The following is a 21,758-nucleotide window of genomic DNA, read 5'->3' on the forward strand; positions in this document are numbered from 1 at the left end:
GGTGACCTCAGTCGACCAACCTGACCCGGACCCGGCGGTTGGCGCGGCCCTTGCTCTCCACCTTGACCACCTGCACCTTGCCGATCTGGGCGGTCGAGGCGACGTGGGTGCCGCCGTCGGCCTGCACGTCCAGCCCGACGATGTCGACGATCCGGACCTCCTGCTCGTCCGGCGGGATCAGGTTGGACTGGGTACGGATGATGTCCGGCAGGGCCAGCGCCTCGGCCCGGGGCAGCACCCGCACGGCGACCGACCGGTCGGCGGCCACCTCGGCGTTGACCAGCTCCTCGATCCGGGTCTTGAAGTCCGGCGGCACCTCGGGCAGGTTGAAGTCCATCCTGGCCTCCCCCGGCTCCATGTTGCCGCCGGTGACCAGCGCGCCGAAGTCGCGGAACACGACGCCGCAGAGCACGTGCAGGCCGGAGTGGGTGCGCATCAGGCGGGTCCGCCGCTCGTCCGCCACCGCGCCGGTGACCGTGGTGCCGAGCGGCGGCACCGGGTCGCCCTCGGCGGGGATCAGGTAGAGGTCGTCGCCCTTGCGGGTGCCGACGATCCGGGTCTGCACGCCCTGCCAGAGCAGCACGCCGTGGTCCGGCGGCTGGCCGCCGCCGCCCGGGTAGAACGCCGACCGGTCCAGCACGATGCCCTGCTCGTCGGCGGCGAGCACCGTGCACTTCCACTCCCGCAGGGTGGGGTCGGCGAGGTCGAGACGGTGGGTACGGCCGTGGTGTGTGACGCCCATGACAGCAGACGCTACCCGTTGAGGAACGTCGAGATCCGCTCCCGCAGGTCGGCGCGTTCGGTCCAGGCGAAACCCGGGCGGTCGTAGACATGCAGGGTGGCGTGCGGCAGCGCGGTGGCCAACTCCTCGGCGACGTGCGCGGGGTGCAGGTCGTCGCCGGCACAGCCGATCACCAGCGCCGGGGCGGTCACCGCGGCGAGGGCGGAGACGTCCCGCAGCGGGGCCTGCTCCGGCAGGTCGGCCAGCCCGGGGGCGAGCCCGTCGCGGAGCAGCTGGTCGAGCCGCTGCCGCAGGTACGCCCAGCCCGCCGGGGTGTTGCGCACCGCCGCCGGCACCTCCAGCGAGACCACGTCGGCGACGGCCGAGGCGTCACCGTCGGCCACCGCGTCCAGCAGGTCGGTCAGCCGTTGCCGGGCCACCGGGCCGCGCGGCTTGTCGAGCACCGCGGGCAGGAAGAAGACCAGCTTCTCGAAGCGGTCGGGGCTTTCCAGCAGCAGCCGGCAGAGCGCCCCGGCCCCGAGGCTGGCCCCGAAGGCGCGGGTGGCCCCACCGAGGTCGGCGACGGCCCGCAGGTCACGGGCGAGGTCCAGGTAGCTCCACGGGCCGGCCGGCGCGTCCGAACGCCCGTGCCCGCGGAACTGGAAGAAGATCTTGCGGCCGGTGACCGCGCTGCCGAACGGGCGGGTGGTGGCGATGCCGTTGCCGAGCCCGTGCGCGAAGACGGTGGCCGGGTCACCGGCGCCGGTGACCAGCCGCTCCAGCCGTACGCCGTGCGGCGTGGTGACCAGCTCGGTCTCCGGCTCGGGCAGGGCCGGTCGCCCGGTACGCGGCGCGCCCGGGCCGGGCCCCCAGGTGCGGGGTCCGCCGTCGGGCGGCGGGGGCCAGCGGAAACCTCTCACCAGAAGCCTTTGCCGTCGTGCAGGTCACGCAGCCCGACCCGGACGTCGAGCAGGTAGATCAGGCCCGCCGCGATGCCGATCAGCCCGAAGATGCTGAGCGCGCCGAAGCCGAGCAGGGTGAGCACCAGACAGACCGCCAGGATGGCGATCCAGCCGCCCTTGGGCAGGGTGCCGATCGCCGGGAACGCGTCGGCGCGCTGGGTGATCGCGTGCACCAGGGCGATGCCCTGGACGGCCAGGGCGAAGACGAGCAGGATCAGCTCGATCACATAGCGGACTTCGAACACGAAGATCGGCGCGGCGATGGCCATGCCGGCCAGCATATGCCGACGACCCCGGAAACGTCCCACAGGACGCTTCCGGGGTCGTACTGGTTTGCGGCGGTTACTCGGCGGCCGGGCGGGTCCGCTTGGTGGCCTTCGGCAGCTTCGCCGACGGGGTGGCGGCCGGCTTGGCGGCCCGGGTGGCCCGCGCCCGGGTGGTCTTCGCGGTGGCCGGCTTGGCCTCGACGACCTCGGCCACCTCGGCCGGGGTGGGGATCTCCGCCTCGGCCGGTGCGGCGGTGGCGGCCGTCGGGACCTCGTTCTTCACCTCGGCCGGGAGGGTGGCGTCGGTCGCCTCGATGTCGGCGTTGACGGTGTCGGCGGCCTCCAGCACGCCGGCGCCGACGACGCGCTCGCCGCGGGCGATCAGCGCGCCGTACGCGGCCAGCGCGCGCTCCTGGGCGGCCTGCGCACCGACCAGCAGCGCGGCGGCGTTGCGGGTGGCGGCCTCGCGCAGCTTGTCCAGGTCGAGGTCGGCCGGGACGGCCTTCTCGCGCAGGCCGGTCGCGGTCAGGTTGGCGGTCTTGAAGGTCTCGGTGGCCTTCTGGCGCAGCTCGAAGCCGGTGACGACAGCCTTGCCGCCGATCTCGGTGACCACCTTGGTGCCGTCGGCGACGACCTTGGTGCCCAGCTCGCCCACCACGGTCGGGAGCTTGCGGAGCTGCTGGTACGCCAGCTCGCCGGCGCCGGCGGCGGCGTAGAGCGGGGCCGGGATGCGGTTGGTCTTCGGCTGGGTCATGACTTCTCCTCCTCGGCCGCTCCCGCGGCCTTGCTGTCGGGGGTGACGGGGGCGGGCGCGGGGCCCGCCTCGGTGACGGCGACCGATTCGAGGACGGCCTCGGTCGGGGTGCCGTCTCCGGTGGTGGGGCCGGTCGCGGCCGGCGTGACGGTGGCCGCCGCCCCGGTCGGCTCGGCCGGTGCGCTGGGTTCCGCCGCCGGAGTGGTCTCCGGGCCGGCCGCGGCGGTCGCCTCGGCGAGCCGGACGTTCTCCCGGCGGAAGGTCTCGTAGATCTGGGTGAGCGACTGCTTCTGCGCCATCGTCAGGTCGGGGTCGACGGCGATCGCCGCGAGCACCCCCTGACCCTCCTTGTCGTCGAGCAGCCCGGCGCGCAGGTACATCGCCGGGGTGGAGACCCGCAGCGCGCTGGCGAGCTGCTGGAGCACCTCGGCGCTCGGCTTGCGCAGCCCGCGCTCGATCTGACTGAGGTACGGGTTGCTCACCCCGGCCTGCTCGGCGAGCTGGCGCAGCGAGATCTTGGCGTTCCGGCGCAGGTCACGGATGAATCCGCCGACGTCGGGTAGATCCTTGGGTGCGGCCATGGGCCCAACGGTAGTCCGCGGTGCTAACTACAGCAAGCAAAGCGCTAGCCAAAGTTAGCAACGTAACAACAGGCGGTTGCGGACCCGGTTCTACCTGCGTAGCTTGCACGCGTGACGATGATCGACATCAACGGTGCCCGGCTCGCCTATGACGACCTGGGCAGCGGCAGCCCCGTGCTCCTGCTGCACGCCGGTATCGCGGACCGGCGGATGTGGCGGCACCTGGCGCCCGCTCTCGCCGAACGGCACCGGGTGATCGCGCTGGACCTGCGCGGCTACGGCGACTCCGAGCTGCCGCCGGCGTCCTTCGCCCACCACGACGACGTGGTCGCGGTGCTGGACGCGCTGGGCATCGACCGGGCCGCCCTGGTCGGCTGCTCGTTCGGCGGGGCGGTGGCGGTCGACACCGCGCTGGCGCACCCGAAACGGGTCTCCGCCCTCGCGCTCTTCGGCTCCGCCGTCGCCGGCAACCAGTGGTCCGAGGAGGCCGAGCAGCTCTGGGAGACGCTGGTCGGCGAGGTGGACCCGGAGGACTTCGCGGCGAGCGCGGCCGGCGAGGTGCGGTTCTGGGTGGTCGGCCCCGGCCGCCGCCCGGAGGACGTCGACCCGGGCCTGGTCGCCTTCGCCGAGGAGATGGACCAGCGGGCGCTCGCCGCCGAGCAGGCGCTCAGCGCGGTGGAGGTCGACGACCTCGACCCGCCGGCGATCGAGCGCCTCGGTGAGCTGCGGCTGCCGGTGCTGGTCACCGCCGGCGCGGCCGACGTCCCGGACATCTCCCGGCTCGCCGACCGGATCGCGGCCGAGGTACCCGGCGCGGTGCGCCTGCCCGACGTGCCGGACGCCGCCCACCTGCTGCCGCTGGAGCGCCCGGAGGCGGTCGACGCCGCCCTGCGCGACTTCCTGCGCTGACCGCGCCGGGCCGGCCCCCCGCACAGGCGTCGCGGTGCCGGCCCTTCGGCGGGCCGGTGATGCGGCGCGTCCTACCGTCCGGCCCACTCGGGTGCGTTTCTTGGCACCCCGACGACAGGAAACGCACCCACACCGCGCCGGGCGTGTCGCGCTCGGCAGGATGTGTGCCCATGAGCGTGATGCCTGTCAGGCATATTTATGCCTCACAGGCATCACGCTCACGGAAGTCTGCTGCCGGACGGGACTCACGCTCTGTAGTGGACCGCAGCCGCCCGCACCACGAGGCGTCGCGGTGCCGCCAGCCGCCCGCGCACGGCGCCACCGGCTGCGACGCGCCGGCTTCAGGCGGCGGGGCGCGGACCGGGCGTCACCAGGCGGCCCGCACGACCCCGACCGGCAGGCCGCCACCGAGCAGCGGCAGCTCGGCGTACTCGGTCAGCACCGGGGCGTCGACGCCGAGCCGGCGCAGCGCGGAGACCAGCACCGGCATCCGGGCCCGACCGGCGCCGTCGTCAATCTTGAGGGCGACCGCGCCCACGCCGGGCACGGCCGCGGCGATCACGCCCTCCGCGCCCACCTTGGCCAACGCCCCAGGTACGCCCCGCATCAGCCGGGTGTCCTCGGCCCCGGTCCCGCCGACCAGCTCCGGGTACGCCCGCATCGCGTCGGACACGGTCCGCTCCACCGACCCCGGCTCGGCGGAGACCAACCGCAGGTACGCCCCGGCCAGCCCGGTCAGCGAGACGGCGAGCACCGGCGCGCCACAGCCGTCCACCCCGACGGCCGCCACCTCCTCGCCGGTGAACTCCTCGATGGTGGCGGTCAGCCGCTGCTGCAGGGGGTGCTCCGGCCGCCAGTAGCCGTCCAGCGGCCAGCCGGCCGCCACGCAGGTCAGCAGCATTCCGCTGTGCTTGCCGGAGCAGTTCATCTGCACCCGGGTCGGCCCGCCGCCGGCGCGCAGCACCGCCTCCCGGGCCGCCTCACCGACGGGCAGGTCGGGCGGGCAGTGCAGGGCGGAGCCGTCCAGCCCGGCCCGGGCCAGCAGCGCCGCCACCCGGGCCAGGTGGAACTCCTCGCCGGCGTGGCTGGCGGAGACCAGCGCCACGTCGGCCGGGTCGGTCAGCGGTAGGCCGGCGCGCAGCATCCCGATCGCCTGCATCGGCTTGCTCGCCGAGCGCGGGAAGATCGGCGAGGTGACGTCCCCCGCCCCGGCCACCGGTGCGCCATCGGCGTCGAGCACCACCACCGAGCCGCGGTGCACGCCCTCCACGAAACCGGACCGGACCACCTCGACGAGCGGCACGCCGCCCTCGTACGTCTTTCCCACGAAGTGGACGGTACCGACGCCTCCGCAGGGCGCGGCAGCCGGGTGACCAGGGACGTCGGCGGTGGCCGTACAGGGGTGGGCGGCGGGGCCGGCCTTACAGGCCGAGCAGCGTGCGGGCCTCGGCGGTGGTCAGCGGCGGACGCTGGGCGAGCTGGGCGAACCCGACCGCCCGGGCGACCAGCTGCATGTTGGACTCGACCGGCTGGCCCTTGGCGTAGGTGACCGTGTCCTCCATGCCGACCCGCAGGTGGCCGCCGGCCGAGAGCGAGGCCAGCAGCACCGGGATCGTGCTGCGCCCGATGCCGGTGGCCGAGAAGGTGGTGCCCGCCGGCAGGTCACGCAGCGCCTGGTGGGCGGCGACCAGCGCCTGGGTGGTGCCCGGCATGCCGCCCGGCACGCCCATCACGAAGTCGACGTGCACGTGGCCGCCGTGCGGCAGCCCGTACTTGCCGAGCAGCCGCTGCAGGGCGGTCAGGTGGCCCAGGTCGAAGATCTCGTACTCGGGGACGATGCCGCGCTCCTGCATCCGGGTGTGCAGGTCGACGATGAACTCCCACCGGTTGAGGAAGACGTCGTCGCCGAAGTTGAGCGTGCCCATGGTGCAGGAGGCCATGTCCGGTCCGGCGTCGAGCACGGCGAGCCGGGCGGACTCCGGGTCCGTCACCGCGCCGCCGGAGGAAAGCTGCACGATCAGGTCGGTGCTCTCCCGCAGCGCCGCCACGGTGTCCCGCAGCCGGCCCTGGTCCAGGGTCGGCCGCGCCTCGTCGTCGCGGATGTGGACGTGGATCACGGCGGCGCCGAGCGCCTCGCACTCCTTGGCGGTCAGCAGCAGCTCGTCGAGGGTCACCGGCAGCGCCGGCACCTCCGCCTTGGCGGACTCCGCGCCGGTGGGGGCAACCGTGATCAACGTCCCTGTGCTCATGCCGGGATCCTAGCCGCCCCGGCCGGCTCCGGTCGACGGCCGGAGCCGGGAAAGACGGAAGAATGGCGGGACCGCGCCCAGTGGGAAGGAAGACTTCCTGCAACATGGGCGCGGGCCCGGCACCCTTACTCCCGGTCGATCGCCGCGGCGGTCTCCCCCACCAGCAGGTGGGCGTCGTCGCCGACGTTGCGCTTGACCACGGCGAGGGCGACCTGCCCCAGCTCGTAGTGGTGCACGGCGGTGCCGACGAAGCCGACCGCCCGGCCGTCCAGGATCACCGGCGTGCCGGCGGCCGGCGGCTGGTCGGTGGTCACCCCGTCCAGGTGCAGCAGGACGAGCCGGCGCGGCGGCCTGCCCAGGTTGTGCACCCGGGCCACCGTCTCCTGCCCCCGGTAGCAGCCCTTGTTCAGGTGCACCGCCGGGGCGATCAGACCCACCTCGGCGGGGATGGTCCGGTGGTCGGTGTCCACCCCGACCCGGGGCAGCCGGGCAGCCGCCCGCACCGCCTCGTACGCCCACAGCCCGGCCACCGGCACCCCGTTGCCGCGCAGCTCGGCCACGACCTGGTCCATGGCGGGCCGGGGCACCAGCAGGTCCACGCCGAGCGGGCCCCGGCGGGCCCAACCGCCGACGGGCAGCGGCCGCACGTCGTACACGACGGTGGGCCGGGACGGCAGCTCGTCGGAGCGGAACTTCGGACCCGGCACCGCGACCACGTCGGGGTCGGCCAGCCCGGTGACGCCGAGGGCCGCGACGGCCGCGACCGCCTCCGGACCGACCAGCGAGAGCAGCGCGTGGTCGGCAGTGGCGTCGCGCGGCTCGACCCGGCTGAAGAACCGCATCCTCTCCAGGTACGACAGCAGCCCCTCGGTGGCGCCCGGCTCGGTGTCGAGCCAGGTGGTCTCGCCGTCCTCGGCGACCATCGCGTGCTGCTCCACGTGCCCGTGCGGGCTGAGCACCAGCAGCTCGGTGCCCTGCCAGGGCTTCAGCGCGTTGAGGTGCTGGCTGGTCAGCGTGTGCAGCCAGCCGATCCGCTCCTCGCCGGGCACCGCGACCACGCCGCGGTGCGACCGGTCGACCAGGCCGACCCCGGTGGCCAGGGTGCGCTGCTCGCGCATCGGGTCCCCGTAGTGCGCGGCGACGCCCCGGACCCCGGCGGCGCGGTGCGCCGGCTCCGGCTGGTCGCGACTGGCCTCGTCGATCGCCTCGACGGCCACCGCTCCCGCGATGTCGATCATTTCGGTTCCCCGTCCTCGCAGTGGCCGCAGACGCCGAAGAGCGCCACGTGCCCGATGTCGACCCGGAACCCGCGCTCGGCCACGAGCTGGTCGGCGAGGGGACGGAGCAGCTCGGGATCCATCTCGTCGATCGCCCCGCACTCGCGGCAGACCAGGTGGACGTGCTGGTGCTCACCCGCCGCGTGGTAGGTCGGCGACCCGTGCGACAGGTGGGTGTGGGTCACCAGCCCGAGCCGCTCCAGCAGCTCCAGGGTCCGGTAGATGGTGGTGATGTTGACGCCCGCGGCGACCTCCCGGACCGCCGTGTGCACTTGCTCCGGCGTGGCGTGCCCGAGGTCCAGCACGGCCTGGAGCACCAGCTGCCGCTGCGCCGTCAGCCGCAGCCCACGGGAGCGGAGCATTTCCGCGAGCGAGGATTCGGACACCGTCCGATCATAGTTCGGCGCCGGCGGGTCGTTCCGGCGCGGAAAGCTCCAGGCTCGCGGGAATGGCCCGGAAGGCGCGCGCGACCCGCTCGACGAGGGTCGGCAGCCCGCCCTGACCGCCGCCGTGCACCCAGGCCCGGGCGGCCAGGCGCCAGGCGGTGGTGGTGACCTCGGCGAGGATCTGGGGCCGGAGGTCTCCGGGGGGCAGCGCGAGCTTGCCGGCCAGCCGGTCGGTGATCCGCTGCTCGACCTCGGCGCGGTAGTGGGCGGCGTAGGCCAGCAGGGCGGGTGAGGTCAGCACGAGCCGCCGGGTGGCGACGTAGCGGTCCGCCCAGTCGGCCCCGAGCCCGGTGACCACCTCGCCCAGCAGGTCACTGAGCTCGGTGAGCACGAGGCCGGACAGGGCGCGCCGGTCCAGGGCGGCCAGGTAGGCCGACCAGAGCTCCGCCTCCGCCTCGATGGCGGCGGCCTCCTTGGCCGGAAAGATCCGGAAGAAGCTGCTGCGGGACACCTCCACCGCGTCGACCAGTTCCTCCACCGTGGTGGCCTCGAAGCCCCGCTCGGTGAACATGCGCAGCGCGGCGTCGGCGAGCGCGCGCCGGGTCCGCAGCTTCTTGCGCTCCCGCAGCGGCAGGGCCCGGTCGGACGTCGAGGAGTCGGCGGTCATGGCGGCAATCTAGCCGCATCCCGACCGGGAAGAGACCTGACACCCTTAGAAACCTGTTGCCAAATGAGACTGCGTCTCAATATGCTCTGAGTGTCGAAAGCATGGAGCGAACGAAGGAGCAACCGATGTCGACCACTCCCACCCTGAACGGCCAGGTCGTCGGCCTGGCCCACTACGCCACCCGCGCGGTCCTCGAAGGCGAGCTGGCCCCGACCGGCACGTCCTTCCCGCAGGCCCTGGCCCTCAACGCCGTCGCCAACGCCGGCGGGACGCTCGACCGCTCCCGGCTGGTGGACCGGATGACCGGCACCTTGAAGATCGACGCGGCGGCGGTGCTGGCCACGATCGCCGAGTTGGCCGAGGCCGGCCTGGTGCGGGTGCTGCCGGCCGACGAACCCCGGGTGGACCTGACCGAGGCCGGCCGGGCCCGGCAGCGCCGGATCGCCGAGATCAGCGCCGGCATCGCCGGCCGGGTGTACGCGGACATCCCCGCCGCCGACCTGGCCGTCACCGCCCGCGTGCTGACCCTGGTCACCGAGCGGGCCAACGCCGAACTGGCCGCCGCGCGGGGTTGACCGGGGCAGGCGGGCGCGACCGGGCGCCCCGGCCACTGTCTAGGCTCGACGGTCATGGAGGCAACCAGGGTCGCCGTGCTCGGCCGGGGCGTCGTACCCGGTGGGGAGCCGGTGCTGCGCGGCGATGACCTCGGCGTGCTGCACGGCGACGGCCTCTTCGAGACGATGCACCTGCGGGGCGGGCGGCCCTGGCTGCGCGCGGCGCACCTGGCCCGGCTGCGGGCCGGCGCCGCCGCCGTGGAGCTGGCGCTGCCCGCCGAGGACGCCCTGGTCGAGTTGCTGGAGAGCGTGGCCGCCGGCTGGCCGGCGGAGGTGGAGGGCGCGCTCCGGCTGGTCTGCACCCGGGGCCCGGAGGGCGGCGGCCCGCCGACCGTCTACGCCACCCTCGGCGAGGTGCCGCCGTCCGCCCGACGGGCCCGGCTCGACGGTGTCGGCGTGGCCACCCTGCCCCTCGGGGTGGCCGCGACGGCCCGGCCGGAGCTGGGCTGGCTCCCCACCGGCGTCAAGTCCACCTCGTACGGAGTGAGCAGCGCCGCCCGGCGCTGGGCCGCCCGCAACGGCGTGGACGACGTGCTCTGGACCTCCACGGACGGGTACGTGCTGGAGGGGCCGAGCGCGAACGTGGTGTGGCTGGAGGGCGGGACGCTGTGCTCCGTCCCGGCTGCCGCGACGGGCATCCTCCCCGGCGCCACCTGCGCCTGGCTGCTCGCCCGTGCCGGGGAGCTGGGCTTCGCCGCCGCCGAGCGGATGACCACGCCGCGGCGGCTGGTCGAGGTCGACGGCGTCTGGTTCACCTCGTCGGTGCGCGGCCTGGCGGAGTTCCGCAGCCTCGACGCCACGCGCCTCCGCCGTTCCCCGCACACCCCGGCCCTCCAGGCCCTCCTGGCCCACCCCGTTCCCTGACCCCGTCCGGGTCCGGGGACGCAGGTTATCGATCACCGCGGGTCCGGGGTGGGCGTGCCGGAGGGTGGTTCAGCCGGCCACGCGGATGAGGCGGGCGGAGAGGTGCGGCGAGAGGGGTTGGCCCATGCCGGCCATCTCCTGGGCGTAGAGCAGCGCGCCCTCGACGATGCCGAAGAGCCGGGCGCCGGCGGTGACCTCCTTGGCGGTGGAGGTTCGCACCACCGCGTCGGTGGCGAACTCGATCTGGGTGCCGCTGCGCTTGCCGATGTAGAGCTCCATGATCCCGGTGGGGCTCATCATCAGCGCCTCCAGCTCGTCGGTGGCCCGGTCGCCGCTGAGCACCGGACGCCACCAGCCGACCTCACGCCCGGCGGGCCGCACCGGCCGGCTCTGCTCGTCGAGGATCCACGCCCGCGACTCGTAGAGCAGGAACGGCCGGCCGTCGTGGCTGATCCGGATCTCCTGGGCGAAGTCGAAGTCCTCGATGGTGGGGAAGCCACCCCGGCCGCGCCCCCGCCACACCCCGACGTACGGCAGCAGGCCGTCGAGCGCCGGGTGCAGTTTCGGGCCGACCCGCAGGTCGTGGCTCTCCTCGAACGGGTACTCCTCGACCGGCGGCGCGTTCAGCCACGGCGGCTGCAGCGGGTTCTCGTCCGGCTTGTTCGCGCTCACAGAGCCATCTCCGTTCGCGACTGCGGGGCTCGCAAACCCGGCTCACTCCTCGCGCTCACCAGTTACCTCTCGATATGCGTACGGCAAGGTAGACCAGGCCACCGGCGAGCGCGCCGAGGCCCGCGACCAGCAGGCTGACGAACCCGATCTCGGTAACCATCATGGTCATCCTATGCTGGGCGTCATGGCCCGCATTCTCGTCGTCAAGGCCACCGCCGGGGCGGACGCGCCGGAGCGGTGCGCCCAGGCCTTCACGGTCGCCGCCACCGCCGCCGCAGCCGGAGTGGAGGTGTCGCTCTGGCTGACCGGCGAGTCGACCTGGTTCGCCCTCCCCGGTCGGGCGGAGCAGTTCGAGCTGCCGCACTCCGCGCCGCTGCCGGAGCTGCTGCACGTCATCCTCACCACCGGTCGGGTCACCGCCTGCACCCAGTGCGCCGCCCGCCGGGACATCGGCCCCGGCGACGTGCTGCCCGGGGTACGCATCGCGGGTGCGGCCGTCTTCGTCGAGGAGGCGATGGCCGAGGGGGCCCAGGCGCTGGTCTATTGACCAACCCGGACGTCATGTCCGATCTGCGTGGAGTACCAATACCGTCCCGACATGTCCGTTCGCTGCCTACCATTCGGATGTGAACGAGGCGATAGAGGAGTTCTTCGCATCGCTGCCGGCGCGCGCCCCGGCGGTGCTGCGCACCCCGTTCGCCGGGACGATCCAGATCGACCTCACCACCGACAACCGCACCGACCACTGGCTGGTCCAGATAAGCCCCGGCGAAGTCATCGTCAACCGGGCCCGCGGCCCCGCGGACGCCATCTGGAACAGCAGCGCGGACCTCTTCGAGCGGCTGGTCACCGGCCGGGCCGAGGCCGTATCCGCGGTCCTGCGCAATGAGTGCACCTTCGGGGGCAACTCCGCGCTCTTTCTCGCCTTCCGCCGGTTCCTCCCCGACCCGCCGGGCGCCCGGGATCCTCGGGAGACCGCCCGCGAGCAGGTCGGACGGTCAGGATGAGGCAGTTGGTCAGCATCCTCGACGGCAACACCTTCGTCGTCTGCGACTACCGCGGTGACATCGAGCCGTCGTTCGACTTCCCCACCGGGCTCTTCTCGTTCGACACCCGCTTCCTCTCCACCTGGCTGCTGACCCTCGACGGGGAGCGGCTGCACGCCCTCTCGATCGACGACTCGCAGTCCTACCGGACCCGGTACTTCCTCGTCCCCGGCGAGCCGACGCACTACCTCGACGCCAAGGTGTCGGTGATCCGCCGCCGGGCCATCGGCGGCAGCCTGGGCGAGGAACTCACCGTGCTCAACCACTCCGAGCGGGAGATGCGGTTCAACCTCCGACTGGAGATGGGTTCCGACTTCGCCGACCTCTTCGAGATCAAACACAAGCGGACCAAGGCGGGCCGGACCACCGCCACGGTCGGCGAGAACGAACTGAAGCTCACCTACCGGCGGGAGGCGTTCCACCGGGAGACCGTGATCACCAGCACCGCCCCCGCCGAGGTGGACCAGGGCGGGATGACCTGGACGATCCTCGTCGGCCCGCACGCCGAGTGGACCACCCGGCTGCACGTGTCGGCGTTGATCTACGGCGCCCGGGGGGAGGACTTCCGCGCGACCACCCCGCTGAGCGGCAGCCGCAGCCCCGCCGCCATCCTGGCGGAGCAGCAGGAGCTGGTCGACCGCGCGCCCAAACTGGGCTGCGACTGCGAGCCGCTGGCCACGGCGTACCGGCAGAGTCTTGACGACCTGGCCGCGCTGCGCTATGAGTCGATCACCCTCCGGTTACGGCTGCTCGCGGCGGGCCTGCCCTGGTTCATGACCCTCTTCGGCCGGGACAGCATCCTCACCTCGCTCCAGGTGCTGCCGTTCCTGCCCGAGCTGGTCCCGCCGACCATCACGATGCTGGCCGGGTTGCAGGGTCACCGCCTGGACGACTTCCGCGACGAGGAGCCGGGCAAGATCCTGCACGAGCTGCGCTACGGCGAGACGGCCGGCTTCGAGGAGCAGCCCCACTCGCCCTACTACGGTTCCGCCGACTCCACGCCGCTTTTCGTGATCCTGCTGGACGAGTACGAACGGTGGACCGGCGACGCCGACCTGGTGCGCAAGCTGGAGTTCTCGGCCCGGGCGGCGCTGGACTGGATCGACAGCTACGGCGACCTGCTCGGCACCGGCTACCTCTGGTACCGCACCCGCAACCCGGACACCGGCCTGCAGAACCAGTGCTGGAAGGACTCGTGGGACTCGATCTCCTACTCCGACGGCCGGCTGCCGGACTTCCCCCGGGCCACCTGCGAACTCCAGGGGTACGCGTACGACGCGAAGCTGCGCGGCGCCCGGATGGCCCGGCAGTTCTGGAACGACCCCGCCTACGCCGAGCGGCTGGAACGCGAGGCCGCCGCCCTCAAGGAGCGCTTCAACCGGGACTTCTGGATCCCCGAGCGCGAGTACTTCGCGCTCGCCCTCGACCCGGAGGGGCGGCACGTGGACGCGCTCTCCTCCAACATCGGCCACCTGCTGTGGAGCGGCATCGTGGACGAGTCCCGGGCCGAGCGGATCGCCCGCCTCCTGCTCGACCCCCTGCTCTTCTCCGGCTGGGGGGTACGCACGCTCGCCGCCGACCAGGGGCGGTACAACCCGGTCGGCTACCACGTCGGGACGGTCTGGCCGTTCGACAACGCCTTCATCGCCTGGGGCCTGGCCCGGTACGGCTTCCGCGAGGAGGCCGGACGCATCTGCGAGAGCATGCTCAGCGCCTCCCGGTACTTCCACGGACGGCTCCCGGAGGCGTTCGCCGGCTACGACCGCCACCTCACCGAGTACCCGGTGCAGTACCCCACGGCGTGCAGTCCGCAGGCCTGGTCGGCCGGGACGCCCCTGCTGCTGCTGCGGGTGATGCTCGGGCTGGAACCGCAGGGCGAGCACCTGATCATCGACCCGGCGGTGCCGGAGGGCATGGGCCGGGTGGAACTGCTGGACATCCCCGGCCGGTGGGGCCTCGTGGACGCCCTCGGCCGCAGCCGCACCCCGCACGACAGCCGGCACGACCGCTGACCGCGCCGACGCCGACCTGCAACAGCAGCGCTGACCGCGCCGGGGCCGAGCGGGATCAGCAGCCGGTGGAGGCGGAGACCCGGACCTGCTCGCCGGTCGCGTCGGCCAGGACGACGGCCGTGCCGCGCCGGTAGGCGTACACCTCGGGGGTGTCCACCACCGCGCCGCCGGCGGCCAGCGGCTTCAGCCCGGCCAGCGGCGCCGGCGCGGACCCGGCGGCGACCCAGGCGGTCCGGGCGAGCCCGCCGCCGGGGCAGGGCGCGACGACCTGTTCCGGGGTGGCCGCCGGACGGCCGAGCGCGCGCAGCGCCTCGTCCAGGGCCGGCTCGCCGGCGTAGCCGGGAAGGAGTGTCGCGTATGTCACGTCGTCCAGTCGGCAACCGGTGTCCACCGTCAGCCGGACCCGGCCGGGGGTGACCACCCGGCCGTGCACCGCGACGAACTCACCGGCGTCGGCCCGCAGCCGGGGACCGTCGGAGCCGAGGTGGACGCCGGCGCGCCAGTCCGCGGGGAGCCGTTTGGCGACCGCCTCCAGCAGCGCCCGTTCCCCGCCCTCGGCCACCACCACGTCCAGGTCCCGGGCCAGCGACGCGCCGTCGTCCATCGGGGTGACCCGACAGCCCCGGTCGAACCGCGGCGCGGCCAACTGCCAGGCCCCGTCGCCGGTGGCGGTGACGAGGCGGCCGGCCGCCCGGTCGACCACCGGTACGGCCTCGGCGAGGGTGCGCTGCTCGCGCACCGTCGGCGGGTCGTGCCGCACGGACCACCAGGTCAGCGCGCCCAGCAGCACCGCCCAGAGCACGGTCACCGCCAGCAGCCAGCGCGGCCACCCTCGGGTGGGCGCCGGCTCGCCAGGACCACTCGGCGGGGCCCACCCCGCCTGGACAGCACCGCTCACCCGCCCATCGTGTCACGCGCCTGCCGTCGGGCCGGCCGCCCCCTGCGGCGGGCAGCCGGGCGGACGACCGGGGCCGATCAGAGCGTGGGTCAGGCGACGGTCACCGAGACCTCGTTGATGCCCCGTCCGGCGGTCACGGCGGTGTCGCCGTTGCCGTGCCGGGACAGCGCCCGCAGCGTCCAACTGCCCGGCGCGGCGAAGAACCGGAACTGCCCGGCCGGGGAGGTGACCACCTCGGCGGTGAACTCACCGGTCGAGTCGAGCAGCCGGACGTACGCGCCCGGCACGGTCTCGCCCGCGTCGGAGCGGACCACACCGGTGATGACGGTTTCCTTCTCCAGGTCCAGGCTGGCCGGCAGCGGCGCGGCCTGGTCGGGAGCGGCGCAACCCGCGGCGGTGGGTGCAGTCATCTCAGGCCTCCCCAGGCTCGTCGCCGAGCGCCACCGGCACGCCGACCAGCGAGCCGTACTCGGTCCAGGATCCGTCGTAGTTCTTCACGTTGCGGTGGCCGAGCAGCTCCTGGAGCACGAACCAGGTGTGCGAGGAGCGCTCACCGATCCGGCAGTAGGCGATGGTCTCCTTGCCGTCGTCCAGCCCGGCGTCGGCGTAGATCCGGCGCAGTTCGTCGTCGGACTTGAAGGTGCCGTCCTCGTTGGCCGCCTTCGACCACGGCACGCTGATCGCGGTGGGCACGTGGCCGGCCCGCTGCGCCTGCTCCTGCGGCAGGTGGGCGGGGGCCAACAGCCGGCCGGCGTACTCGTCGGGGCTGCGCACGTCGACCAGGTTCTTGGTGCCGATGGCGTCGACCACCTCGTCGCGGAAGGCGCGGATCGAGGCGTCCGGCTCCTGCGCGACGTACTGGGTCCGGGGGCGGGTCACCGGGTCGGCGACCAGCGGGCGGGCGTCCAGCTCCCACTTCTTGCGGCCGCCGTCGAGCAGCTTGACGTCGCGGTGGCCGTAGAGCTTGAAGTACCAGTAGGCGTACGCGGCGAACCAGTTGTTGTTGCCGCCGTAGAGGATCACGGCGTCGTCGTTGGCGATGCCCCGCTCGGAGAGCAGCGCCTCGAACTGGGTCTTGTTGACGAAGTCCCGACGGACCGGGTCCTGCAGGTCGGTCCGCCAGTCCAGCTTGATCGCGCCGGCGATGTGGCCGGTGTCGTACGCCGAGGTGTCCTCGTCGACCTCGACGAAGACGACGCCCGGGGCGTCGATGTTCTTCTCGGCCCACTCGGCCGAGACGAGTGCGGTGTCGCGACTCATCGAATCACTCCCTGAGTGAGGATGGATGGTGAGCCTGCGCGGGATCGAAATCGGTGATTGCCGCACCACGCGCGGGACCCATAGAGGAACGGATCACGGGTTCGTGCGACGGCGCCGCTGCCGGGCGTGCGGTGGGAAGAGCACCGGAGGGTGGAGAGACCCTGAAGCCGGTTGGCCGCTAGGCGGCCGGAGACAGCCCCGCCGTCAGATGACGGAGCGACACAGGCAGGTGGCCACGCGGCACAGGTCGACCGCGCGCCGTTTGGTGAGGTGCGTCCCCATGAGCAGGGAGCCTAGCAGCCGTCCCGGAGAGCGCCACCGGTCCGACCAGCATGCGGGACACGACGCGGGACACGACGACGGCCCGGCCGGGCCGTCGTCCCGGTTGCCCGGTCAGCGGGCCGAGTTGATCGGTACGTTCGCCGCGTCGGCGGTCACCATCAGGCCCTCCGGCCTGGGCTCGACCTTGCGGACGTTGAGCTGGAACGGCAGCTCGGGCAGGGGCACGTCGATCGAGATGCCCTTGGCGTAGTTGCTCAGCAGCGTCCGGGCCAGCGGCACCGCCGGCAGCCCCTCGGCGGTCAGGTCGTTGAAGCGCAGCGCGACCTTGTTGCCCTCGGCCACGGTCACGTCGGCGGTGCCGGTGACGGTGAGCTTCTGCCCGAGGATGTCCACCGGGGCGGTCACGGCGAGCTTGCCGTTCTGCTCGCCGAGCTTCAGACCGGGGCGGTCCAGCAGGGCGGCCAGACTGTCGTAGGTGACGGTGCCGGTGCCGTCGACCTTCTCGGCGACCACGTCGCCGCTGCCGGAGCGGAGGGTGTCCAGCGAGGCCCGCACGTTCCGGGCGTCCACGTCCAACCGGGGCACGCTCACCGCGTTGCCCTCGACCGAACCCCGCACGTCGGTCAGCACGATGGAGATCCGCTCGTAGCGGCCGTCGAGCACCTGGGTCAGGAACGGGAAGCCGCCGACGTCGACCTTGGGCGGGGCGGACTGGGCGTCCTGCTTGGCGACCTCCTGCTTCACCTGGTCGGCGATGGCGCGCTCGGCCACCCCGGCCGCCACCCGGTCGGCCACGACCAGCAGCCCCACCAGGAGCAGCAGGAGGACGACCAGCGTGACCAGCACCTTGCGCCCCCGCCGCCGGGGACGCTCCTCGTACGCGGGGTACGCCTCTGCCACGCCGCCTCCTCGTCCGTCGCCGTCGCTGTCCCGCGACGTCCGTGTCCACCGCGCCACCGGCGCGGGCGCACCGTTGGTACCCGAGCGCCGTGACGCTCAACCGTAGGTCAGAGGAACAGCACGCACATGGCGTACGCGGCCGGCGCGGCGAGCGCGAACCCGCCGAGCGGGCCCTGCATGTGCCGGGCGATCCACAGCGTCGGCGGCTCGCCGGCCATCAGGCGGCCCGCCTCGGCGTACCCGACGGCGAGGTCGGCCAGCACGGCGGTGGCGGCGGTGACCAGGCCGATCAGCGCGGCGCTGGTCGGGGTGAAGCCGACCAGGTAGCTGCCGAGCACCGCGCTGGTCAGGGTGCCGATCATCGCCCCGACCACCACGCCGGCCGCGCCCCGCGGCACCTGCGGGGCGAGCCGGGGCCAGGGCAGCACGGCGTCGGTGAGCCGGGCGACGGTGAGCGCGACCCCGGTGGCGGCCAGGCAGACGGTGATCGCCTGGGTGCCGGCCGGGATCCGGCTGAGCGTGATCAGGGTGGCGAACGCGACCACCCCGACCACGATGAGCAGGGTGGTGCCGAGCGAGTCGGTGACCCGGATCCGGTCCACCCGGCGGACGAGCTGACCCAGCACGCCGAGCAGGAATCCGCCCGCCGCGACGTATCCGAGCGGCGCCAGGGCGGCGATGTCCGACTGCACCGCGGCGACGTCCGCCGCGCCGGCGACGGCGGCGCTGACCACCGCGACCAGCAGCAGGGCGGGCGGGCGCATGGCCATCGTCCAGGCCAGGACGAAGAGCAGCTGCACGCCGAAGACGATGAAGGCGAAGGGCAGCCGGTGCCCCGGCCCGGCGGTCTGGGCGCCGAGCACCAGGCCCACTCCGAGCAGCGCGGCGAAACCCGCGACGGTCAGCGAGAGCGGCTTGCGCACGTCGACCGGCTCGACGACCTCCGCCTCCGGCTCCGCCGCCTCGTCATCGGGCCGGCGGGGCGCGCCGCCCTTGCGGGCCCGGCGCGGCCCGCGCTCGCGCCGCGGCTCACCGTCGTCGGTCGGCCCGGTACGCGGGCCGGGCGGGAGGCCACGGCCGGGGCCGGCCGGCCCCGAACGGGCGTCGTCGGGCCACGGGTCACGGCCGGTCTCGGGCGAGCTGGAGGGAAACACGCCCCGATCGTGCCAGACCAGGTGGCTCCGGCGGAGGTCACGGTTTCGGCAACGTTAAAACCTGCGGCGCGATCAAGGGCACATCCGACAAACAGGAAAGGACGAGCGGGGCCCACCTGGGCCATCGGTTACGCTCAAGCCGTTACCCGCCCGTCAGCGACGCCGGGACCCACGCTAGTTCGCAGCGCCACGCCCTCCGGGCTACCGCTGGTCGCGCGCGGCTTCGCCGCCGCCGGACGGAGGTGATCGTGTGGAGATCCTGTTGCTGGTGACCGCGCGCGCAGGTGAACCATCGGCAGTGCTGCCGGCGCTCGACCTGCTGCCGCACTCGGTCCGCACCGCACCCCGTGACGTGCGCACCCTGGTCGCCGGTCCGAGCCCGGACGCGGTGCTGGTGGACGCGCGGTCCGAGCTGAGCGAGGCGCGGGCGACCTGCCGGATGCTGCACGCCACCGGCCTCGGCGTGCCGCTGGTGGCGGTGGTGACCGAGGCGGGGCTGATCGCGTTGAACGCCGACTGGGGCGTGGACGACGTCATCCTGGCCAGCGCCGGCCCGGCCGAGGTGGAGGCCCGGTTGCGCCTCGCGGTCGGCCGGCTCAGCAACGCCACCGCCGGCGCCGGCGGCTCGATCCGGGCCGGCGAGCTGACCATCGACCCGGACACCTACGCGGCCAAGCTCAAGGGCCGGCCGCTCGACCTCACCTACAAGGAGTTCGAGCTGCTGAAGTTCCTGGCCCAGCACCCGGGCCGGGTCTTCACCCGGGACCAGCTGCTCCGCGAGGTCTGGGGGTACGACTACTTCGGCGGCACCCGGACTGTGGACGTGCACGTCCGGCGGCTGCGGGCCAAGCTCGGCTCGGAGTACGAGTCGATGATCGGCACGGTCCGCCAGGTGGGCTACAAGTTCGTCGTCCCGCCGTCGCGGTCGCTGCCGGAGGCGGAGCACACCCCGCGGCCGGTCCGGGCGGAGCACGCCTGAGCACCGGTCTGCACGATCGGACCGCATCGCCGGTTTGAGCCGCGACCGTCGCGGTTCCACCCGTCCGGAGCACTGTTTCCGATCCGCCCTTTTTGCCCCTCTTGTCGGCCCTATTCTCAGGGCGAGTTGGCGGCGAGAGGGGCGACGGTGCGGGCACTGACCACGGGGGCGACGAGGGGACCGGCCCACGGTCCACACCGGCGGTGGCACTGATGGGCCCCCGGAGCACCGGCCGCGCCGTGGGCGTCGTCGTCCTCGTGCTGGCCGCCCTGCTCGGCTCCGCGTACGCGCTCGGTCGGAGCCTGCTCCCCGACCAGCCCCGGTCCCGGGCCGGCGTCACGGCCAGCGTCCACGACACCGAGTACGCCGACCAGTCGCCCGGGTCCGGCATCCCCGCGGACGCGCCGTCGGGCCGCGCCGAGGCCGGCCAGGAGCCCGACGCCCCTCGCGCGACCGAGAACCCGGACGACGGCCCGTTCCGCACTCGGATGACCACCGGCTCCCCCGAGGTGGCGCTCACCTTCGACGACGGGCCAAACCCGCAGTACACCCCGCAGGTGCTGGAGATTCTCCGTCAGTTCCACGTCCGGGCCACCTTCTGCGTGGTCGGCGAGAACGCGCAGGCCCACCCGGACCTGATCCAGGCGATCGTGGCCGACGGGCACACCCTGTGCAACCACACCTGGCAGCACGACGTGCAGCTGGGCCAACGCTCCCCCGCCACGATCCGGGCCGACCTGCTGCGGACCAACCAGGCGATCCACGACGCCGTGCCCGACGCCCCCATCGCCTGGTATCGGCAGCCCGGCGGCGCCTGGACGTACCCGGTGGTGTCGGTCGCCCAGGAGCTGGGGATGACCTCGCTGCACTGGAACGTGGACCCGTCGGACTGGGAGGTGCCCGGCGCCGCCCGGATCGCCACCCAGGTCACCCGGGGCGTCGGGCCCGGTTCGATCGTGCTGTTGCACGACGCCGGCGGGGACCGGCAGGGGACGGTCGACGCGCTGCGTCACATCCTGCCCGACCTGACCAGCCGCTTCCGCCTGGAGGCACTGCCGGTCGACGGCACCACCTGAGCCCTCGCGCCGATGGGGCTACGGTGACGGGGTGAGCAGCGCGGAACCGACGACCGACCGGGTGGCCCGAGCCGACCGACTCGCCCCGGCCGAGGTGGCCGAGGCCCTGGCGCTGGCCCGCCTCGCCGGCGACGCCGACGGCGCGGACCCGTTCGACGAGCACACGCTGCTGCGGCTGCGGGACCCGGAGGCGCCGGCCGTGCACCTGACCGCCCGCGCCACCGACGGCACCCTGACCGGGTACGCCCACGTGGACACCTCCGACCCGGCGGCCGGCGTCGGCGCGGAGCTGGCGGTCCATCCGGCGTACCGGCGGCGGGGCACCGGCCGGGCGCTGGCCCGGGGCGTACTGGCGGCGGCCTCCGGGCCGGTGCGGGCCTGGGCCCACGGGGACCACCCCTCCGCCGCGGCGCTCGCCGTCGACCTCGGCTTCACCCGCGCCCGGGTGCTCTGGCAGCTGCGCCGCTCGCTGGCCGCCGCGCTGCCCGCGCCCCGGCTGCCGGACGGCGTCGTGCTGCGCGCCTTCCGCCCCGGCGCGGACGACGAAGCCTGGCTCGCGCTGAACACCCGCGCCTTCGCCGCGCACCTGGAGCAGGGCCGGTGGACCCCGGCCGACCTGCGCGCCCGGCTGGCCGAACCGTGGTTCGATCCGGCCGGTTTCCTGCTCGCCGTCGAGGAGGATGGCGGCCGCCTGCTCGGCTTCCACTGGACCAAGGTGCACGAACGTCCCGGCTCGGCCCGGATCGGCGAGGTCTACGTGCTCGGGGTGGACCCGTCGGCGCACGGCGGTGGGCTCGGCCGGGCGTTGACCACCGCCGGCCTGGCCCACCTTCGGGACGCCCGCGGGCTGGACCGGGTGATGCTCTACGTCGACGAGTCGAACAGCAGCGCGGTGGCGCTCTACGAGCGGCTCGGTTTCGCCCGCTGGTGCGGGCACGTCAACTACCGGCTGGGCTGATCACCTCGGAGGTCGTCCGCGACCGGAGGCCGCCCGGGCGGTCACCGCGCGGTAACGGCAGCGCATCGACGGGATAACGGCCGTCCCGGCAAGTCGGATAAATGGCGATAGCAGGGCGGCAGTTCACCTATCCGACAACCGGTCCTCAGGCCGTGGCCACCCCGTCGGCCGCGCTTGTTCATCTGCCGTTCACTTCTGACCGGCGAACCGTCTACCTGGCACTCCTAGCTTTCGTGTCAGCCGGTCAGCGCCGGCGCCCGGGCCTCTTCCG

General features: G+C 73.8%; 27 protein-coding genes. 9 read left to right on the top strand and 18 right to left on the bottom strand.

What is annotated here, in order from left to right; genetic code table 11:
- Positions 1-7 precede the first annotated feature (7 nt).
- The 5 genes from KBX37_RS00650 to KBX37_RS00670 form a co-directional block, all read right to left on the bottom strand.
- Positions 8-742 carry an alanyl-tRNA editing protein gene (locus KBX37_RS00650; protein WP_210773654.1) on the bottom strand — a complete coding sequence of 245 codons (735 nt, stop codon included), beginning with the start codon at positions 740-742 and terminating at the stop codon, positions 8-10.
- Positions 743-753: 11 nt separating this feature from the next.
- Positions 754-1,641 (bottom strand): alpha/beta fold hydrolase, encoded by an 888-nt coding sequence (locus KBX37_RS00655; RefSeq protein ID WP_210773655.1) that lies wholly within the window; start codon positions 1,639-1,641, stop codon positions 754-756.
- The gene (locus KBX37_RS00660; protein ID WP_210773656.1) at positions 1,638-1,952 is read right to left on the bottom strand and encodes a DUF2516 family protein; all 315 of its coding nucleotides are present in this window, start codon (positions 1,950-1,952) and stop codon (positions 1,638-1,640) included. The genes KBX37_RS00655 and KBX37_RS00660 overlap by 4 nt, the downstream gene beginning before the upstream one ends.
- 73 nt (positions 1,953-2,025) lie before the next feature.
- Positions 2,026-2,703 carry a hypothetical protein gene (locus tag KBX37_RS00665; RefSeq protein ID WP_210773657.1) on the bottom strand — a complete coding sequence of 226 codons (678 nt, stop codon included), beginning with the start codon at positions 2,701-2,703 and terminating at the stop codon, positions 2,026-2,028.
- Positions 2,700-3,284: a helix-turn-helix domain-containing protein gene (locus KBX37_RS00670; RefSeq protein ID WP_210773658.1), complete on the bottom strand. Its 585-nt coding sequence runs from the start codon at positions 3,282-3,284 to the stop codon at positions 2,700-2,702. Before KBX37_RS00670 ends, KBX37_RS00665 begins: the two co-directional genes overlap by 4 nt.
- Positions 3,285-3,401: 117 nt before the next feature.
- On the opposite strand from KBX37_RS00670, the gene KBX37_RS00675 reads away from it, so the two are divergent.
- Positions 3,402-4,193 carry an alpha/beta fold hydrolase gene (locus KBX37_RS00675; RefSeq protein WP_210773755.1) on the top strand — a complete coding sequence of 264 codons (792 nt, stop codon included), beginning with the start codon at positions 3,402-3,404 and terminating at the stop codon, positions 4,191-4,193.
- A gap of 367 nt (positions 4,194-4,560) precedes the next feature.
- Here KBX37_RS00675 and KBX37_RS00680 read toward each other — a convergent pair whose 3' ends face one another.
- The 5 genes from KBX37_RS00680 to KBX37_RS00700 all read right to left on the bottom strand — a co-directional run bounded on the left by KBX37_RS00680 (position 4,561) and on the right by KBX37_RS00700 (position 8,772).
- The gene (locus KBX37_RS00680) at positions 4,561-5,520 is read right to left on the bottom strand and encodes an asparaginase (RefSeq protein ID WP_210773659.1); all 960 of its coding nucleotides are present in this window, start codon (positions 5,518-5,520) and stop codon (positions 4,561-4,563) included.
- A gap of 94 nt (positions 5,521-5,614) precedes the next feature.
- Positions 5,615-6,442: a 3-keto-5-aminohexanoate cleavage protein gene (locus KBX37_RS00685; protein WP_210773660.1), complete on the bottom strand. Its 828-nt coding sequence runs from the start codon at positions 6,440-6,442 to the stop codon at positions 5,615-5,617.
- 125 nt (positions 6,443-6,567) lie between these two features.
- Positions 6,568-7,680 (bottom strand): folate-binding protein YgfZ, encoded by a 1,113-nt coding sequence (locus KBX37_RS00690; protein WP_210773661.1) that lies wholly within the window; start codon positions 7,678-7,680, stop codon positions 6,568-6,570.
- Complete coding sequence (locus KBX37_RS00695) at positions 7,677-8,081, bottom strand: Fur family transcriptional regulator (RefSeq protein ID WP_088960086.1); 405 nt, start codon at positions 8,079-8,081, stop codon at positions 7,677-7,679. The genes KBX37_RS00690 and KBX37_RS00695 overlap by 4 nt, the downstream gene beginning before the upstream one ends.
- Before the next feature lie 31 nt (positions 8,082-8,112).
- Positions 8,113-8,772 carry a TetR family transcriptional regulator gene (locus KBX37_RS00700; protein ID WP_210773662.1) on the bottom strand — a complete coding sequence of 220 codons (660 nt, stop codon included), beginning with the start codon at positions 8,770-8,772 and terminating at the stop codon, positions 8,113-8,115.
- Positions 8,773-8,897: 125 nt separating this feature from the next.
- Between KBX37_RS00700 and KBX37_RS00705 the strand changes: the two genes are divergently transcribed.
- Positions 8,898-9,347, top strand: coding sequence for a winged helix DNA-binding protein (locus KBX37_RS00705; protein ID WP_210773663.1), 450 nt, complete (start codon positions 8,898-8,900; stop codon positions 9,345-9,347).
- Between the two features lie 54 nt (positions 9,348-9,401).
- A complete protein-coding gene (locus tag KBX37_RS00710; RefSeq protein ID WP_210773664.1) occupies positions 9,402-10,250 on the top strand; it encodes an aminotransferase class IV in 849 nt (282 codons plus the stop codon).
- Positions 10,251-10,319: 69 nt separating this feature from the next.
- On the opposite strand, the gene KBX37_RS00715 is transcribed toward KBX37_RS00710, so the two are convergent.
- Together KBX37_RS00715 and mtfM are read right to left on the bottom strand one after the other, a co-directional pair.
- Positions 10,320-10,922 (bottom strand): FABP family protein, encoded by a 603-nt coding sequence (locus tag KBX37_RS00715; protein ID WP_210773665.1) that lies wholly within the window; start codon positions 10,920-10,922, stop codon positions 10,320-10,322.
- Between the two features lie 55 nt (positions 10,923-10,977).
- The gene (mtfM, locus tag KBX37_RS35395; protein ID WP_266320062.1) at positions 10,978-11,082 is read right to left on the bottom strand and encodes a small membrane protein MtfM; all 105 of its coding nucleotides are present in this window, start codon (positions 11,080-11,082) and stop codon (positions 10,978-10,980) included.
- Positions 11,083-11,094: 12 nt separating this feature from the next.
- Here mtfM and KBX37_RS00720 point away from each other — a divergent pair, with 12 nt between their 5' ends.
- The 3 genes from KBX37_RS00720 to KBX37_RS00730 all read left to right on the top strand — a co-directional run bounded on the left by KBX37_RS00720 (position 11,095) and on the right by KBX37_RS00730 (position 13,980).
- On the top strand, positions 11,095-11,469 hold the full coding sequence (locus tag KBX37_RS00720; RefSeq protein WP_210773666.1) for a DsrE family protein: 375 nt from the start codon (positions 11,095-11,097) through the stop codon (positions 11,467-11,469).
- 79 nt (positions 11,470-11,548) lie between these two features.
- A complete protein-coding gene (locus KBX37_RS00725; RefSeq protein ID WP_210773667.1) occupies positions 11,549-11,929 on the top strand; it encodes an SCP2 sterol-binding domain-containing protein in 381 nt (126 codons plus the stop codon).
- Positions 11,926-13,980, top strand: a complete 2,055-nt coding sequence (locus tag KBX37_RS00730) for a glycogen debranching N-terminal domain-containing protein (protein ID WP_210773668.1) — start codon at positions 11,926-11,928, stop codon at positions 13,978-13,980. Before KBX37_RS00725 ends, KBX37_RS00730 begins: the two co-directional genes overlap by 4 nt.
- A gap of 55 nt (positions 13,981-14,035) precedes the next feature.
- Here KBX37_RS00730 and KBX37_RS00735 read toward each other — a convergent pair whose 3' ends face one another.
- From KBX37_RS00735 to KBX37_RS00755, 6 genes are all read right to left on the bottom strand, one after another.
- Positions 14,036-14,878, bottom strand: a complete 843-nt coding sequence (locus KBX37_RS00735) for a hypothetical protein (RefSeq protein ID WP_210773669.1) — start codon at positions 14,876-14,878, stop codon at positions 14,036-14,038.
- 89 nt (positions 14,879-14,967) lie between these two features.
- A complete protein-coding gene (locus KBX37_RS00740; protein ID WP_154941598.1) occupies positions 14,968-15,288 on the bottom strand; it encodes a DUF1416 domain-containing protein in 321 nt (106 codons plus the stop codon).
- Position 15,289: 1 nt separating this feature from the next.
- Positions 15,290-16,138 carry a sulfurtransferase gene (locus KBX37_RS00745; RefSeq protein ID WP_210773670.1) on the bottom strand — a complete coding sequence of 283 codons (849 nt, stop codon included), beginning with the start codon at positions 16,136-16,138 and terminating at the stop codon, positions 15,290-15,292.
- A gap of 204 nt (positions 16,139-16,342) precedes the next feature.
- On the bottom strand, positions 16,343-16,420 hold the full coding sequence (locus KBX37_RS35800; RefSeq protein ID WP_323135737.1) for an Ms5788A family Cys-rich leader peptide: 78 nt from the start codon (positions 16,418-16,420) through the stop codon (positions 16,343-16,345).
- Between the two features lie 111 nt (positions 16,421-16,531).
- The gene (locus tag KBX37_RS00750) at positions 16,532-17,320 is read right to left on the bottom strand and encodes a DUF2993 domain-containing protein (RefSeq protein ID WP_154941595.1); all 789 of its coding nucleotides are present in this window, start codon (positions 17,318-17,320) and stop codon (positions 16,532-16,534) included.
- Positions 17,321-17,427: 107 nt separating this feature from the next.
- On the bottom strand, positions 17,428-18,474 hold the full coding sequence (locus KBX37_RS00755) for a hypothetical protein (protein ID WP_210773671.1): 1,047 nt from the start codon (positions 18,472-18,474) through the stop codon (positions 17,428-17,430).
- A gap of 250 nt (positions 18,475-18,724) precedes the next feature.
- Between KBX37_RS00755 and KBX37_RS00760 the strand changes: the two genes are divergently transcribed.
- From KBX37_RS00760 to mshD, 3 genes are all read left to right on the top strand, one after another.
- Positions 18,725-19,453: a response regulator transcription factor gene (locus KBX37_RS00760; protein WP_179802048.1), complete on the top strand. Its 729-nt coding sequence runs from the start codon at positions 18,725-18,727 to the stop codon at positions 19,451-19,453.
- A gap of 212 nt (positions 19,454-19,665) precedes the next feature.
- Positions 19,666-20,529, top strand: a complete 864-nt coding sequence (locus KBX37_RS00765) for a polysaccharide deacetylase family protein (protein ID WP_210773672.1) — start codon at positions 19,666-19,668, stop codon at positions 20,527-20,529.
- A gap of 31 nt (positions 20,530-20,560) precedes the next feature.
- Positions 20,561-21,487: a mycothiol synthase gene (mshD, locus tag KBX37_RS00770; protein ID WP_210773673.1), complete on the top strand. Its 927-nt coding sequence runs from the start codon at positions 20,561-20,563 to the stop codon at positions 21,485-21,487.
- Positions 21,488-21,758: the final 271 nt, after the last annotated feature.

The sequence above is a fragment of the Micromonospora sp. U56 genome (genome assembly GCF_018070095.1).
GTDB classification, from domain to species: domain Bacteria; phylum Actinomycetota; class Actinomycetes; order Mycobacteriales; family Micromonosporaceae; genus Micromonospora; species Micromonospora purpureochromogenes.

What these genes read in the sequence shown, in the direction of transcription:
- KBX37_RS00675 (WP_210773755.1), top strand. Translation starts at nt 3,402, where the DNA reads ATGATCGACATCAACGGTGCCCGGCTCGCCTATGACGACCTGGGCAGC.
- KBX37_RS00665 (WP_210773657.1), bottom strand. Translation starts at nt 2,703, where the DNA reads ATGACCCAGCCGAAGACCAACCGCATCCCGGCCCCGCTCTACGCCGCC.
- KBX37_RS00690 (WP_210773661.1), bottom strand. Translation starts at nt 7,680, where the DNA reads ATGATCGACATCGCGGGAGCGGTGGCCGTCGAGGCGATCGACGAGGCC.
- KBX37_RS00705 (WP_210773663.1), top strand. Translation starts at nt 8,898, where the DNA reads ATGTCGACCACTCCCACCCTGAACGGCCAGGTCGTCGGCCTGGCCCAC.
- KBX37_RS00670 (WP_210773658.1), bottom strand. Translation starts at nt 3,284, where the DNA reads ATGGCCGCACCCAAGGATCTACCCGACGTCGGCGGATTCATCCGTGAC.
- KBX37_RS00765 (WP_210773672.1), top strand. Translation starts at nt 19,666, where the DNA reads ATGGGCCCCCGGAGCACCGGCCGCGCCGTGGGCGTCGTCGTCCTCGTG.
- KBX37_RS00710 (WP_210773664.1), top strand. Translation starts at nt 9,402, where the DNA reads ATGGAGGCAACCAGGGTCGCCGTGCTCGGCCGGGGCGTCGTACCCGGT.
- KBX37_RS00685 (WP_210773660.1), bottom strand. Translation starts at nt 6,442, where the DNA reads ATGAGCACAGGGACGTTGATCACGGTTGCCCCCACCGGCGCGGAGTCC.
- KBX37_RS00745 (WP_210773670.1), bottom strand. Translation starts at nt 16,138, where the DNA reads ATGAGTCGCGACACCGCACTCGTCTCGGCCGAGTGGGCCGAGAAGAAC.
- KBX37_RS00720 (WP_210773666.1), top strand. Translation starts at nt 11,095, where the DNA reads ATGCTGGGCGTCATGGCCCGCATTCTCGTCGTCAAGGCCACCGCCGGG.
- KBX37_RS35800 (WP_323135737.1), bottom strand. Translation starts at nt 16,420, where the DNA reads ATGGGGACGCACCTCACCAAACGGCGCGCGGTCGACCTGTGCCGCGTG.
- KBX37_RS00660 (WP_210773656.1), bottom strand. Translation starts at nt 1,952, where the DNA reads ATGGCCATCGCCGCGCCGATCTTCGTGTTCGAAGTCCGCTATGTGATC.
- KBX37_RS00650 (WP_210773654.1), bottom strand. Translation starts at nt 742, where the DNA reads ATGGGCGTCACACACCACGGCCGTACCCACCGTCTCGACCTCGCCGAC.
- KBX37_RS00700 (WP_210773662.1), bottom strand. Translation starts at nt 8,772, where the DNA reads ATGACCGCCGACTCCTCGACGTCCGACCGGGCCCTGCCGCTGCGGGAG.
- KBX37_RS00695 (WP_088960086.1), bottom strand. Translation starts at nt 8,081, where the DNA reads ATGCTCCGCTCCCGTGGGCTGCGGCTGACGGCGCAGCGGCAGCTGGTG.
- mtfM (WP_266320062.1), bottom strand. Translation starts at nt 11,082, where the DNA reads ATGGTTACCGAGATCGGGTTCGTCAGCCTGCTGGTCGCGGGCCTCGGC.
- KBX37_RS00740 (WP_154941598.1), bottom strand. Translation starts at nt 15,288, where the DNA reads ATGACTGCACCCACCGCCGCGGGTTGCGCCGCTCCCGACCAGGCCGCG.
- KBX37_RS00730 (WP_210773668.1), top strand. Translation starts at nt 11,926, where the DNA reads ATGAGGCAGTTGGTCAGCATCCTCGACGGCAACACCTTCGTCGTCTGC.